A 13790-nucleotide genomic window follows, 5' to 3' on the forward strand; every position below is an offset into this window, starting at 1 on the left:
TGGCTTGGGCCCAGCAGGATCCGAGGAGGGATCGTTATGTCTGATGGGCAAGATGAGGTTCAGAGGCCTTCGGTGTCCCTGGGCCAGGTTGTGGATCTGCTGGAGGGGCTTTACCCCTTGGAATACGCAGAGGACTGGGATTATCCTGGTCTGGTGGCGGGGGATCCGTCCTGGCCGGTCAGGCGGATTTGGTGCGCCGTAGACCCTCGGCCCGATGTGGTTCAGGAGGCTCTTGACCACAAGGCCGACCTGCTGATCACCCACCATCCGCTCTTCTTCAGGTCGGTCCACCAGGTTTCCGGCCAGGATTTCCGCGGGGATATGATAACCAGGCTGATTGAGGGCCGTTGTGGGCTCTGGGTTGGGCATACCAACGCTGATGCTGCTTACCGTGGCGTGGCCCAGGCCGCTGCCGATGTTCTTGACCTGCAGGAGGCGAGACCACTGGCTCCTCAGTCGGTCTCTAAACGCGATTTACACGCTGATCAGGGGATCCAGGTAGGCCTGGGTCGTTGGGGACGGCTTCCTAAGCCCACACCATTTGAGGATTTGGTCCATACAATGGCGGACCTCCTGCCCAAGACGGCTCTGGGTGTTCAGGCGGTCGGTGTGCCCGAGGCCATGGTTTCCACGGTCGCCCTGCTGCCCGGCTCGGGGGACTCCGAGTTCGACCTGGTCCGGTCCACGGGGGCAGATGTCTACATCACCAGCGATTTGCGCCATCATCCTGCCACGGATGCCTACCAGCAGGCCCTTTATGAGGCCCGGATAGCGGGTCGTCCCAATCAGCCCAGACCCATGCTGATCAACACCCCGCACTCGGCCATCGAAAGTCTCTGGTTCCGCTACGCCAAGGGAGACATTGCCCGGGCCCTGGAGATGGCTACTGGTGTTCGTCCACAGGTGGAGGTCTCATCGATCGTCACCGACCCTTGGACCATGGTGGTGCGCTGACGGCTGAGGGTTGATGATTGAGGAGGAATGATTGCATGAGCGATGAAGCACAGGATCTGCAGGCACGATTGGCCGCCAGACTGGCCGACCGGGATGGCCAGGGGCCCAAGGGCATCGATATGGACCGTGTACCCGAGCTGATGGATGATAGGGAGGTCTTCCGCGGCCCGATATTCGTTATCGACCAACAGCAGGTGGCCATGTTCCGGCGTGACGGTTCTAAGGAGATCATCGGCAGACAGCTCATCCGTCACGCCCCCTGCGTGGTCATGCTGGTGCACGACTGCACTGCCGATGCCTATCTGCTGACCCGTGAGTACCGGGTGGGCGCCCAGGCCTACGTATTCGGCCTGCCAGCCGGCTTCATCGACCCGGGCGAGAGCCCTGTCAAGGCCGTCCTGCGCGAGCTGCGTGAGGAGACCGGTTTGGTACCCGGGCCCGAGGGTGCTCCGGGCTCAGAAAGCCATCTGGATCCGGACAACGGCTGGATTGATGCCGCTCCCGATGTCTACTCCTCCCTGGGCATGAGTGACGAGCTCGGACACATCGTGGTCCTGCATTTGCGTCGCTGGCATCAGGGGCCAACCGACTTCGACCCGGGCGAGCACATCCAGTCGGCCTGGGTCTCCTGGCAGGAGCTCTGCACAGCAGGAGTCGCCGATGCCAAGGCGGTGGTTGCCATTCAGCACGAGGCCATTCGTCGTCTGCAGAAGGATTGATATCGAGGCATAAAGTTCATGACTGGTCAAGCAGAACATACCAGTGGTATGATAGCTTTTGTCGGACAAGATGGTCAGACCAGGATGGTCAGGCATTGATGCACTGACAGGAAGGGGAGCACCGCATGGGCACGCCGAAGGATCCCGAAGGGCATCGCAATCAGATCCTTGATGTAGCCCAGCGACTCTTCCTGGAAAAGGGCTACGACGGAACCAGCATTCAGGACATTGTCGATGGTCTGGGTGGCATGACCAAGGGAGCTGTCTACTATCATTTTCCTTCCAAGACGGCCATTTTCCATGCGGTCACCGAGCGCATGGCTTCGTCCTCATCCCAGGGGGACTGGCTGGGGGAATGGCCCGGAAAAACTGGCCTTGACAAACTGCGCAACGAGCTGATTGCCTCCCTGTCGGCTTACTCGCGTCTCGACGTGACCTTTTCAGCCAGAACCCTGTTGAAGAGCCCCCGTATGGTCGGGGAGATGTACTTGAAATCCATGGACAGGATTGTGGACGTGATCACCCCCTACGTTCGAGAAGGCGTGGAAGACGGCTCCATTGCCCCCTGCAATCCCGAGGATCTGGCCCAGGTACTCTATATCCTGCTCAACATGTGGATAGGGATCCGGTTCTCGACCATGACTCGGGAACAAGTGGTTTCCAAGTTTACTCTGTTGGCCGATATGCTCAAGGGGATCGGGGCACCGGTCATAGATGATCGGGTCATTCGCGCAGCCGTGCACTTGCATGCGCATCTGAAGAGCAATCCATTGACTGCCACTGGTGGGGGGTCCACTCAGGAGAAATCCGACCGGGATCAGGATCACGAGGCCTCTATGAGCCGAGAGATCTCTTAGGGCCTAGATGGCTCTGGCGATTAGCAAGATTCGGGTACTCAACGGGTGAATGGTTTTGTTTCCGCTAAACATACCATTGGTATTTTTGAAAGGAGTTTCATGAAAATTCTGGAGGCGGACGGTATCGTCCAAGTGTTTGAAGGCAGGGAGGTGCTGGCTGGGCTGGACCTGTCATTGGAGCAGGGCGAGATTCTGGGCCTGTTGGGAGCCAACGGGGCTGGCAAGTCCACGCTGTTGAAGATTCTGACTGGAATGCAGAGACCTGCCGGCGGACGGGTCCGTGTTCTGGAGAAACCTCTCAGCGAAGGCTACCCGGGCAGTTTGGCAAGGATGGGGGTGTCCATCAATGAGCCCGTATTTTATGAGTCCCTCAGTGCCAGGCAGAACCTGGAGATCGACCTGTCCTACCATGCGTTGGCAAGCGGGGAGCATAGAGCCGTTGATCTCGCCGGAATCAGCCAACTCTTGGAGAATGTCGGATTGACTGCCGATTCAACCACGCCTGTTGGCAGATATTCCATGGGCATGAGGCAAAGGCTGGCCCTGGCAAGATGCATGGGCCATCATCCTGACCTTTACCTACTGGATGAGCCGCTCAACGGATTGGATCCTGTGGCCATCGGACAGCTGCGAAACAGCCTGCAAAGTCTGGCTGCCCAAGGCAGTGCGGTCCTCTTTTCCAGCCACATCCTCTCCGAGGTGCTGCACACTGCCGACCGTGTGATGGTGGTGGCGGACGGCAGGGTAAGTCTGCGGGCCAGCGTCTCGGAGCTCCTCAATAAGGGCCAAGAGGCCGCCGAACAGACCCTGATCAATGCTATGGAGGGCTGATATGAAGACGCTGCTGCAATTGGAGCTGAAAAAGACGAGACTATGGCCCTGCATTTTCGCAGGACTGGCAGTGGTGGCCGCATCCTTGGCCCTGGGAGGCATGTTCCTGGCCATTGGCCACACGAGCGGGCGGTCTGATCCTCGGCTGTCCAGTCTGGCTTTCGTGTTGCAGATGGCCATGGTCATCCTTCTGGTAGGTTTCTCTTTGGTGGCCGCTGCCCTCTGCAACCTGGTCTTCATCGAACCCTATACAGGGAGGAATCTGACACTCACCCTGTCGTGCCCCATCTCGCGGGAACGAATCCTGCTTGCCAAACTGGTGTTCGTCGGCTTCTTCACGGCCCTGTCCTATCTGGCGGGGACGGCCGTTACTCTGACCGTCTTGCTGCTGGTCGACCGTCTTGTGGGTTCACTCGAAAAGGGTTCGCCGGGCTGTCTGTTCAGACAGGTTCTCTTCATGCTGGTCACCAGTCTCGCGGGACTGGCAGGGCTGGTCGGCATCGCCCTTTCCTTGGGCTTCTGGAAGCGCTCGTTGCCCATCATGTTTGGGGTCCTGCTCCTACTGGACGCTTTGGTGGGCAACCTGCTCTCCCTTTCCCCACTGCTGTCTGCGCTGGTACTTCTTATCATCTTTCTGACCTCCCTGCCGGCCTGGTGGTTGCTTCACCGGACTCTCATGAAGATCGAACTGCCCTGAACGGCTGCTGACCATGCAGGAACTTCTGAAGAACAAGCCTTTCGTGACCATGGTTCTGGCCAGTCTGTTTAATACGGTCGGGGGCGAGCTCTTCAACATCGTCTTCATCGTCTATGCCCAGACCATGCCCTTTGCCGGACTGGCCGTCTCCATAGCTTCAATGGCCTGGGTGGCGCCAACGCTGACGGCCATCCTGACCGGATACTTGGCCGACAGGACCGTGCACAAGACACGGATGCAAGTGGTGATCAAGCTGATTCAGGTGTGTATTTACCTGGCTATGGCCATGACAATCGGCAGGTCCAAGAGTTTGCCCGTCTTTCTGCTGCTGGTAGCCATGGACATGGCATCTTCCATGCTGGAGGGATATGCGGGCAGTCTGTGGATGCCGGTCCTCAAACACCTGGTCCAGCCAGGCCAGCTCCATCAGGCGACCTCAATCACTTCCGCTGCATCCAATGTCGCGGCTGTCATCAGTGCAGGCGGAGGTGCAGTGTTGATCGCTATCCTGGGCAACAGATTCGCTGTATTCGCGCTGATCAATGCTGCCACCTTTCTGCTGGCGGGAATTCTGGTGGCCATTGGCTATAAGGCATTCGCCAGGGCGGAAGTCACAGGCAATGGTTCACCTGTGGGCAAGCATGTGGGCCTGTCCTCCAGCCTCCGTATGGCCTTGGGGGAGTTTCGCAGCTCTACATTCCTGGTCCTGATGGTGGGCTTCGGCTGTCTGGTCAACCTTCTGGGGACGGCTCTGCAGCCCTTACTCAATCTGGGGCTGATTTCCATGTCCGAGGTCTGGTGGGGAAGCTACGGCACAACCATAGCCATAGTCAACGGCATCTCCTCGCTGGGACTTATCCTTGGCGCACTCCTTGCCGCAGATCCGCTCAGACGGCTGCCCATGGCCCATTTGCTGACCGGAGTCATGGCTGCAGCCGCTACGGTAGGCGTCAACCTGGTTTGGCTGCATATTCCTGCCCTGCTGTTCCTCCCGCTCCTGGCCATGAACTATCTTTTGGGCAAGATCAATCCTCGGTTCATGACCATGCTCATCAGCACAGTGGGCGAGGACCATCTGGCTGCAACTATGGGAGTGGTACAGACTGTCATGATGATAGGGGCGCCTCTGGGGCAGATGGTCTTTCTAACGCTGGGAAATCTGGTTGGCATCGCCATTACCATGTCGATTTATGCGAGCCTGACGGGCCTTCTGGCTCTGACGATTCTCCTTACAGGATTGCTGGGCATGAATGCCAAGGATCCGACTCCCGACATGGGCCAAAAGCAAAAGTCGGGCTAGCCGGATTTGAACCGGCGACATCCTGCACCCAAAGCAGGCGCGCTACCAAGCTGCGCTATAGCCCGGCACCCATCAGTATCACCGTATGGGCACAATGTATCAATATAGCACAGGGTCGGGTCCCCACTGGACCTCCAGGGGTGAGCAGGGAGCAGAAACAGCTCTGCGCCTGCGGTTACCATGGTGACCATGACAGTGGAAGAGACATGGGCGGCGCCGCAGGCGGATGGCCCCTTGGATGCAACGGTGACCATACCGGGGAGCAAGTCCCTTTCGAACAGGTATCTGATTCTGGCGGCCCTGGGAAGTCGCCCTGTCAGGTTGACTGGTCTGCTTAGGTCACGTGATACGGACCTGATGATTCGGGCTCTAGAGGCCCTTGGCGTGAGCTGTCGGGTTGACCCGAACAGTCCCACAGAAGTGACAGTTGTTCCACCGGCAGGCGGACGTTTCCGGGGCGGCGCCCGGGTAGAATGCGGACTGGCTGGAACCGTTATGCGCTTCGTGCCGGGCCTGGCCATGCTGGCTGATGGCCCCACACACTTCGACGGGGACCAGCAGGCCTATCGGCGACCTATGAGGCCCCTGTTGGACGGCCTGACCCAGCTGGGAGCCAGGATCGAGTACCTGGGCCAGGAAGGCTTCCTGCCCTTTGTGCTCACGCCACCGGCTCACCTGGTTGGCAGCGAGGTGATCATAGACTCCTCGACTTCCTCGCAGTTCATTTCCGGCCTCCTTTTGCTGGCTGCCAGGGCTGATGGCACCATGACCATCGTCCACTCTGGACAGCATCTTCCCAGCCTTCCACACATCACCATGACCGTTGAAGATTTGCGTCAGGCCGGAGTCCAGGTTCAAGCCAATCTCGTCCGTTGCAGGTGGAGTGTTGAAGGCAGGGGATCTGCTGGGACGCAGCTGCCTGATCAGGTCCAGGTGGAGCCCGACCTGTCGAATGCGGCCCCCTTCCTGGGAGCGGCCCTGATAGGTGGCGGACAAGTCAGCGTGCCCAACTGGCCAGACGATACCACGCAGCCAGGCGGGTTGCTGCCCAAGTATTTGGAGACCATGGGCGCGAAGGTAGACATGGTTCCCGACGGTCAGGGTAGCGCCACCTGTAGGGTGACCAGCGGGGAAGCCATCCATGGACTTGGCGACTTCGATCTGTCTCCCGCGGGGGAGATTGTGCCATCTATTGCAGCTATCCTGGTTTTTGCGGACAGGCCCAGTCGCCTGCACGGCATCGGCCACCTGCGTGGTCATGAGACCAACCGGCTGAAGGCGCTGGCCACGGAAATCACCAGAATAGGAGGTCGAGCCCGCGAACTGGATGATGGCCTGACCATTGAGCCTGTGCCGACTCAGCGTATGCACGGGGCCGTCATGGAGACCTATGCCGACCATCGCATGGCTACTTTCGCCGCCATGATTGGTCTTAAGATACCCGGCATCCGGGTGCGCAACATCGGTACCACGGCCAAGACCATGCCTGACTTCCCGGGTATGTGGAAGCGAATGCTGGCAGGCGAGGTTCAAGGCTGAACCAGAGCGATTCAAGCGAAAGGAGCCGTGTTATGAGCATCGAGGATGAAAGGCAGACCTGGCAGGAGGATCTGGACCTGGCCATCGCCATGGCCGATCAGGCCGATCAGGTCACCGTGGGCTACTTCAAGTCGCCCGATCTTAAGGTGGAACGCAAGGCGGACAATACCCCAGTCACCCAGGCTGACAAAGAGGCGGAGGCGGTGATTCGTCGCGTTTTGGCCCGAACAAGGCCGAACGATAGCATCTATGCCGAGGAGCTGGGAAAGCAGGAGTCCAACGGCAGACGGTGGATCGTCGATCCGATTGACGGGACCAAGAACTATGTGCGCGGAGTCCCCGTCTGGGCGACTCTGATTGGCTTGGAGGTAGACCATCAGATGGTGGTCGGCACGGTATCGGCCCCCATGCTGGGCGCCCGCTGGTACGCTGCACGGGGTCAGGGAGCCTACATGGCGCGTCAGGGCGAAGCCCCCAGGGCCATCCACGTATCAAATGTGAACCGGATGGAAGACGCCTCCATGTCTATATCGTCGCTGACTGGGTGGAAAGCCATAGGACGTCGGGAGCGGCTTCTTGACTTGACCGATCGGATCTGGCGCCTGCGTGGTTTCGGCGACTTCTGGCAGTACATGCTCTTGGCTCAGGGGGCTATCGATCTGGCGGCAGAGCCGGAGCTTGACCTCTATGACATGGGTGCGCTGGTTCCCATCGTGACCGAGGCAGGGGGCAGCTTCACTGACTTGGCAGGCAACCCGGGTCCTTGGGGTGGCAATGGCCTTGCCAGCAATGGTCTTCTGCACGAGGAGGCCTTGGCGGCCCTGGGGGATTGACATATCAAGAAGGTCGGTGACCACATACATTGCTGTGGTTACCGACCTTCTTCGTTCTTAAGACCAAGTTCTTAGAACCAAGACTCAATCACAATCATCTATCCTTCAACCATTAGTTAGATTGAGAGGATAAATAAAGTCAGTGGTCAGGCCTGGAACTTGTTACCGTAGGCATCGCCCTGGCTGGCGACGACCTCGGCTTGGCGGGCGATGGAAAGTTCCTCGTTGGTGGGGATGACGCAGACGGCGACTGTGCTGTCGGGGGTGGAGATAATCCGGGCCTCCTTGGAGCGCTGGTCGTTCTTCTCTTGGTCCAGCTTCACGCCGAAGGGTTCCAACTGCTCGATGACACGGCGACGGACGATCTCGTCGTTCTCGCCAACACCAGCCGTGAAAGTGATGGCATCTAGACCGCCCATCTGCGCCGTGTAGTTGCCGATGTAGCCGACAATGCGGTGGATGTAGATGTCCAGGGCCAGCTTGGCGTCCTCATCGCCCTCGGCGATCAGCTTGTGAACCTCGCGCATGTCGCCATGGCCGGTCAGGCCGGTCATCCCGGAACGCTTGTTGAAGAGGGTGTCCAGCTCATCCACGCTCATGTGGGCGTTGCGGATCAGGTGGAAGACAACGGCAGGGTCAATGTCGCCGGTGCGGCCGCCCATGACCAGGCCCTCCAGTGGGGTCAGACCCATGGAGGTCTCGACGGGATGCCCGGAGACCTGCGCTGAAGCGGAAGCACCGTTGCCGATGTGTAGGACGATCTGCCGCAGACCTTCTGCAGGCTTGCCCAGCAGACCGGGAACCAGCTGGCCCACATACTGGTGGCTGGTGCCGTGGGCGCCGTAACGACGGATGTGGTACTGCTTGGCAATGTCCTTGTTGAGAGCGTAGGTGGAGGCCTTCTTGGGCAGCTCGAAGAAGAAGGAGGAGTCGAAGACGAAGACCTGCGGGGTCTGGGGCATCAGCCGGCTCATGACTTCGGCGCCCTCTGCCTCTGGTCCGTTGTGCAGAGGGGCCAGCACAGCCAGATCCTTAACCTGGCTCAGGGTCTTCTTAGTCAGGAGTGCAGGCTTGGGGAAGATGGCTCCACCTTGGACGACACGGTGGCCAACGGCGATGATGCCGGCCTTGTCCAAATCAGGACCGTACTCCTTGAAGAAACCCAGGACACGCTTGAGCCCGACCTCATGATCGTGGATGGGCTCCTCAAGCTCGTGCTTTTCGCCGTTGACCTCGTGCTTGTAATGGCCGTCGGTGGGCTCGCCGATCTTCTCGACCAGACCCGAGGCCAGGCTCTGGCTGGTCTCCAGATCGACCAGCTGGTACTTGATCGAGCTTGAACCCGAATTGATGACTAGGACGGTTTTCGCCATTGGGGCATCCTCCTGATGTGCTTGTATAGAGCCTGCGCTCCTCAATCAGTCTTCAAGATTACTCGTCGGCCCTTACAAGGAGCGGTATATTCCCGGGCTGACATGGTTTTGGGGCTGCTTCTGGATCCGTTTTGGAGGTAGGATCCAGTGGCAGCCCCAGAGGTTTATGGAGACGTTACAGGGACGGCGATCAGTCCTGGGCCTCGACGGCGGTCAGGGCTACGGTGTTGATGATGTCGGCAACCAAGGCGCCGCGTGAAAGGTCGTTTACCGGCTTATTCAGACCCTGTAGGACCGGCCCGATGGCCAGGGCGCCCGAGGTGCGTTGTACGGCCTTGTAGCCGATGTTGCCGGCGCTCAGGCTGGGGAAGACGAAGACGTTGACTTTTCCAGCGACCGAATCACCCTTGGCTTTGGTGGCTGCCACGGTGGGAGACCAGGCCGCGTCGAACTGGATGGGGCCCACGATGGGCAGGTCCGGCGCCTTCTCCTTGGCCAGGCGGGTGGCCTCTTCAACCAGGTCGACATCCGGGCCCTTGCCTGAGCCCAGCGTGGAGTAGGAGAGCATGCCCACGCGCGGGTCAACGCCAAAGGAGCGAGCGGTTTGGGCCGACTGGATGGCGATGTCGGCCAGTTGCTCGGACGATGGGTTGAGGTTGATGGCGCAGTCGGCAAAGACCGCCACATGGTCTGGGAAACACATGAGGAAGGCTCCGGAGACCAGCGAGGCGCCCGGCTTGGTCTTGATCACCTGAAGAGCGGGACGGACCGTGTTGGCAGTGGAATTAATCGAGCCTGACACCAGGCCGTCGGCCTTGCCCAGCACGACCAGCATGGTGCCGAAATAAGAGGGATCGGCCAGCTGCTTGCGCGCCTGCTCCGGAGTCATGCCTTTCTTGGCACGCAGCTGGCAGAGGCGATCGACCATGGGCGCCAGCACCTGCTCGTCGTTCATGGGCTGGAATGAGGCCTTGTCCAGGTGGTTGAGGCCAAGCTCCTTGCCGCGCGCCAGAATGGAATCCTCGTCGCCCACGATGATCAGGTCGACGATGTTGCGGGCCAGCAGGTAGTCGGCCGCCTTGATGATGCGGTCCTCGCCTCCTTCCGGCAGGACGATGGTCTTCCTGTTGGCCTTGGCCTTGACCAACAGATCGTTCTGGAAGGCTACAGGCGTGGTGGCCTTGGGGCTGGCGGCGTCGGCGGCCTTCAGCACCTGGTCGACGTCCACCTCCTGCTGGAATGTCTGGCTGGTGGCCTGGCGGGCCTGCTCGGCGGACGGATCCGTGTCGAAGTCCATCTTGGAGACGGTCCAGGTCGGCAGATCATACTCCTGGAAGGCCTGAGCAAGAGGCGCCTTCTGTTCAGGCTGGCATCCGGTGATGAAGACTCCGGCAAGCACAGCCCCCTGGGCCTCGATGGTCCGACGGCAGGCAGCCACGGTCTTCATGACCTGGCCGGGTTCCCTGCCGATGGTGCAGACGGCCAGCATGACCGGGGACCTCAGGTCGGCCGCGATCTGTGCATTCAGAGCAAACAGGCCGGGGTCGAAGAGTTTTGAGGCATCGCTGCCCACGATCAGGACGCGCTCTGGATGGGTGGCCTCCACCAGACCGTCATAAGCGTTGAGGACATCAGCCCGGGTCTGCATGGTGTCCTCAGTGGCGTGCCCAGGGCACTTGCCACGGCAGATCTCCGGATCCGTGCCGGGGAATGAACTGGCTGCAACCAGTTCCGGGGTCAATGGGTGCTTCCTGCAGGCGATTGGCCTGAATACGGCCGTTTTGGCTTTGGCACTTAAGGCCTTGGTCAGGCCGTAGGCCACGACATTGCGGCCGTTTGCGGCTTCTGGGCTGATGATGGTGATGCTTGCAAGACTCACTGTGTCTTCTCCTGTCCGGATGTGGTTGCCTTGATGACTGCTTTGTTCGCAACCTTGTCCAGTATACAGAAACCGCCCGCCATGCGGGCTGCGCATGACGGGCGGTTTCAGGGTCGGATCAGCGTATCACTCGTTGTCTCCGGCGGTCGCGGCGGTGGCGGAGATGGTCTCCTGGCCGGCGCGGTTGGCATCGGGCCAGACCCAATCGGTGTAATCGGGGTGGTCGTAGCCCTTGTCCACGGCGAACTGGAAGGCCTCGTCGCGGAACTTGGTCCACTTGTCGATCTGGTCGGCATACTTGCCGGCGTCCACCAGCTTCAGGGCGGAGGCGGCCAAGCACCAGCGATCCATGTTGTTGACGCGCACCATGTCGAACGGCGTGGTGGTGGAGCCCTGCTCCTCGTAGCCGTGCACGGAGAAGTTGTCGTGGTTGGGACGTCCGTGAATCAGGCGGTAGATGGAGCCGGGGTAGGCGTGGAAGGCGAACAAGACCGGCTTGTCCTTGCTGAAGAGCTCGGTGAACTCCTCGTCGGACAGGGCCTGATCATTCTCTTCGGCGTCCTGGATTTTCAGCAGATCAACCACGTTGACGAACTGGACCTTCACGCCCAGCTTCTGCAGCATGTCGTCGGCAGCCAGGGCCTCTTGGGTGGGGATGTCACCTGCAGTGGCGATGACCACATCAGCATCCTCGGCATCCTTGGCATTGGAGGCCCAATCCCAGCGGGCGGCACCCTTTTCCAGCTCGGCGGCGGCCTCGTCCACGCTCTGGTAGGTGGCGGCGGGCTGCTTGCCGGCGAAGATGGCGTTGATGCAGTTGGTCGACTTGTAGCAACGTTCGCCCACGTTTAGCAGCATGTTGGCATCGGCGGGGAAGTAGATGTTGACCACGTGATCGTTGTTGAAGTTCTTGTTCAGCAGGATGTCGACGAAGCCGGGATCCTGGTGGGAGAACCCGTTGTGGTCCTGACGCCAGACGTGCGAGGTGACCAGGAGGTTCAGTCCGGCGATGGGCTTGCGCCACGGAATCTCGCGGACGGTGGCCTCCAGCCACTTGGCGTGCTGGTTGATCATGGAGTCGATGACGTGCACGAAGGACTCGTAGGAGCTCCAGATGCCGTGGCGTCCGGTCAGCAGATAGCCCTCCAGGAAGCCTTCCATCTGGTGCTCGGAGAGCTGCTCGATGACCTGGCCGGTATGAGCCATATGCTCGTCGGTCAGCTCCGACAGGTAGTCGGCATCCCACTGCTTGTTGGTCACCTCATAGGCGGCTGCCAGACGGTTGGAGGCCGTCTCGTCAGGCCCGAAAATGCGGAAGTCAGTGGGGTTCTTGGCCAGTACGTCGCGGGTGTAGTATCCCAGGACGCGGGTGGCCTCGGTGGCGCCCCAACCATGGCCGTGCTTCTTGATGTCGATCTCGTAGTCGTGGATGTCAGGCAGCTCCAGCGGTTTGAGCAGCCGGCCACCGTTGGCGTTGGGGTTCTCGCCGATGCGCAGGTCGCCCTTGGGCATGAAGCTGGTGACCTCGGGACGCAGGGTGCCCTTCTCGTCGAAGAGCTCCTCGGGCTTGTAGGAGGCCAGCCAGTTCTTGAGGATCTGGAAGTGGGCCTCGGTGTCACGGGCGGAGGTCAGCGGCACCTGGTGGGCCCGCCAGGATCCCTCGGTCTTCTTGCCGTCGATGAACTTGGGGCAGGTCCAGCCCTTGGGGGTGCGGAAGATGATCATGGGGTAGAAGGGACGGGTCATGTCGTCGGTTTCGGCCCGGGCCTTGATGTCGCAGATCTTGTCGAAGACGGTCTCCAGCATGTCGGCGAAGCGACGGTGGATGGACAGGTGGTCCTCATCGTCGAATCCTGCGACGAACTCGAAGGGTTCGTAGCCCATGCCATGGAAGTACTCATGCAGCTCCTCATCGGAGATGCGCGAAAGGATGGTCGGGTTGGCAATCTTGTAGCCGTTCAGGTGCAGGATGGGCAGGACGATGCCGTCGGTGCGGGGGTTGACCAGCTTGTTGGACTGCCAGCCGGTGGCCAGAGGGCCGGTCTCGGCTTCGCCGTCGCCCACGATGCAGGGCACGAAGAGGCTGGGGTTGTTCATAATGGCGCCGTAGGCGTGGGAGAGGGCGTAACCCAGTTCGCCGCCCTCGTGAATGGACCCGGGGGTCTCAGGCGCGAAGTGGGAGGGGATGCCGCCCGGGTAGGAGAACTGGCGGAAGAACTTCTGCAGGCCAGCCTCATCGTTGGTGATCTTGGGGTAGTACTCGCTGTAGGTGCCATCCAGGTAGGACTGCGAGGTACCGGCAGGGCCGCCATGGCCGGGGCCCATGATGATAACAGTGTTCTGCTGATGGTCGGCGATCAGACGGTTGATATGACCCAGCAGGAAGTTCAAGCCGGGGGTGGTGCCCCAGTGGCCGACCAGACGATGCTTGACATCCTCCCGAGTGAAGGGCTCCTTCATTAGGGGGTTGCTGCGAAGATAAATCTGTCCGATGGAAAGATAGTTGGCCGCCCGCCAATACTTGTCGACGGCCTCGAGGGTCTCCTCGGCGATTGGGGTCTCCAGCTTCGCCCAAGGGGTGCCGATAACAGGATTCGTCATGTGTACTCCTGCACTTTAGTGCGATTGTTTATTTACTTCGGTTACGGGCTTGTGCAGTGTCATTTCAGGCATCTGCCGGGTCCGTACCCAATGCCTACATGGTACGTGAACGAGCAGACTTTTCTGAACGTTTTCTTGCAGTGTGTGTTCGCTCTTGTGAGAAAATGCGATGGAATTGTCTGCTTGCAGGCGTGTATTTCCTTTGGG

At 60.0% G+C, this 13790-nt stretch carries 11 protein-coding genes and 1 tRNA gene; 8 read left to right on the top strand and 4 right to left on the bottom strand.

Features of this window, described 5'->3' with window-relative positions:
- Nucleotides 1-36: 36 nt before the first annotated feature.
- The 6 genes from H3T93_RS01750 to H3T93_RS01775 all read left to right on the top strand — a co-directional run bounded on the left by H3T93_RS01750 (nucleotide 37) and on the right by H3T93_RS01775 (nucleotide 5358).
- Nucleotides 37-954, top strand: coding sequence for a Nif3-like dinuclear metal center hexameric protein (locus tag H3T93_RS01750; RefSeq protein WP_046323009.1), 918 nt, complete (start codon nucleotides 37-39; stop codon nucleotides 952-954).
- 35 nt (nucleotides 955-989) lie between these two features.
- Nucleotides 990-1673 carry an NUDIX hydrolase gene (locus H3T93_RS01755; RefSeq protein ID WP_144177199.1) on the top strand — a complete coding sequence of 228 codons (684 nt, stop codon included), beginning with the start codon at nucleotides 990-992 and terminating at the stop codon, nucleotides 1671-1673.
- Between the two features lie 125 nt (nucleotides 1674-1798).
- Nucleotides 1799-2530, top strand: coding sequence for a TetR/AcrR family transcriptional regulator (locus tag H3T93_RS01760; RefSeq protein WP_144177198.1), 732 nt, complete (start codon nucleotides 1799-1801; stop codon nucleotides 2528-2530).
- Between the two features lie 99 nt (nucleotides 2531-2629).
- Nucleotides 2630-3361, top strand: a complete 732-nt coding sequence (locus H3T93_RS01765) for an ABC transporter ATP-binding protein (protein ID WP_144177196.1) — start codon at nucleotides 2630-2632, stop codon at nucleotides 3359-3361.
- Nucleotide 3362: 1 nt separating this feature from the next.
- Nucleotides 3363-4058, top strand: a complete 696-nt coding sequence (locus H3T93_RS01770) for an ABC transporter permease (RefSeq protein WP_186363888.1) — start codon at nucleotides 3363-3365, stop codon at nucleotides 4056-4058.
- Nucleotides 4059-4071: 13 nt separating this feature from the next.
- Nucleotides 4072-5358 carry an MFS transporter gene (locus H3T93_RS01775; protein WP_144177194.1) on the top strand — a complete coding sequence of 429 codons (1287 nt, stop codon included), beginning with the start codon at nucleotides 4072-4074 and terminating at the stop codon, nucleotides 5356-5358.
- Here H3T93_RS01775 and H3T93_RS01780 read toward each other — a convergent pair.
- Nucleotides 5350-5423, bottom strand: a tRNA-Pro gene (locus H3T93_RS01780). The two genes, H3T93_RS01775 and H3T93_RS01780, sit on opposite strands and share 9 nt — an antisense overlap.
- Before the next feature lie 118 nt (nucleotides 5424-5541).
- Here H3T93_RS01780 and aroA point away from each other — a divergent pair.
- Complete coding sequence (gene aroA / locus H3T93_RS01785; protein ID WP_411674997.1) at nucleotides 5542-6897, top strand: 3-phosphoshikimate 1-carboxyvinyltransferase; 1356 nt, start codon at nucleotides 5542-5544, stop codon at nucleotides 6895-6897.
- A gap of 32 nt (nucleotides 6898-6929) precedes the next feature.
- Nucleotides 6930-7730, top strand: a complete 801-nt coding sequence (gene hisN / locus H3T93_RS01790) for a histidinol-phosphatase (RefSeq protein WP_144177192.1) — start codon at nucleotides 6930-6932, stop codon at nucleotides 7728-7730.
- A 146-nt stretch (nucleotides 7731-7876) separates the two neighbouring features.
- On the opposite strand, the gene H3T93_RS01795 is transcribed toward hisN, so the two are convergent.
- The 3 genes from H3T93_RS01795 to H3T93_RS01805 form a co-directional block, all read right to left on the bottom strand.
- On the bottom strand, nucleotides 7877-9103 hold the full coding sequence (locus H3T93_RS01795; RefSeq protein ID WP_046323002.1) for an acetate/propionate family kinase: 1227 nt from the start codon (nucleotides 9101-9103) through the stop codon (nucleotides 7877-7879).
- Between the two features lie 190 nt (nucleotides 9104-9293).
- Nucleotides 9294-10982, bottom strand: a complete 1689-nt coding sequence (gene pta / locus H3T93_RS01800; protein WP_144177190.1) for a phosphate acetyltransferase — start codon at nucleotides 10980-10982, stop codon at nucleotides 9294-9296.
- A 126-nt stretch (nucleotides 10983-11108) separates the two neighbouring features.
- Nucleotides 11109-13583, bottom strand: coding sequence for a phosphoketolase (locus tag H3T93_RS01805; protein ID WP_046323000.1), 2475 nt, complete (start codon nucleotides 13581-13583; stop codon nucleotides 11109-11111).
- Between the last annotated feature and the right edge of the window lie 207 nt (nucleotides 13584-13790).

Origin of the sequence: Bifidobacterium sp. M0404, from assembly GCF_016101415.1 — a bacterium.
GTDB classification, from domain to species: domain Bacteria; phylum Actinomycetota; class Actinomycetes; order Actinomycetales; family Bifidobacteriaceae; genus Bombiscardovia; species Bombiscardovia polysaccharolytica.

Excerpts from the sequence above, each read along its gene's own strand:
- H3T93_RS01795 (WP_046323002.1), bottom strand. The coding sequence starts at position 9,103 with ATGGCGAAAACCGTCCTAGTCATCAATTCGGGTTCAAGCTCGATCAAG.
- H3T93_RS01755 (WP_144177199.1), top strand. The coding sequence starts at position 990 with ATGAGCGATGAAGCACAGGATCTGCAGGCACGATTGGCCGCCAGACTG.
- H3T93_RS01760 (WP_144177198.1), top strand. The coding sequence starts at position 1,799 with ATGGGCACGCCGAAGGATCCCGAAGGGCATCGCAATCAGATCCTTGAT.
- H3T93_RS01765 (WP_144177196.1), top strand. The coding sequence starts at position 2,630 with ATGAAAATTCTGGAGGCGGACGGTATCGTCCAAGTGTTTGAAGGCAGG.
- H3T93_RS01805 (WP_046323000.1), bottom strand. The coding sequence starts at position 13,583 with ATGACGAATCCTGTTATCGGCACCCCTTGGGCGAAGCTGGAGACCCCA.
- hisN (WP_144177192.1), top strand. The coding sequence starts at position 6,930 with ATGAGCATCGAGGATGAAAGGCAGACCTGGCAGGAGGATCTGGACCTG.
- H3T93_RS01770 (WP_186363888.1), top strand. The coding sequence starts at position 3,363 with ATGAAGACGCTGCTGCAATTGGAGCTGAAAAAGACGAGACTATGGCCC.
- H3T93_RS01750 (WP_046323009.1), top strand. The coding sequence starts at position 37 with ATGTCTGATGGGCAAGATGAGGTTCAGAGGCCTTCGGTGTCCCTGGGC.
- H3T93_RS01775 (WP_144177194.1), top strand. The coding sequence starts at position 4,072 with ATGCAGGAACTTCTGAAGAACAAGCCTTTCGTGACCATGGTTCTGGCC.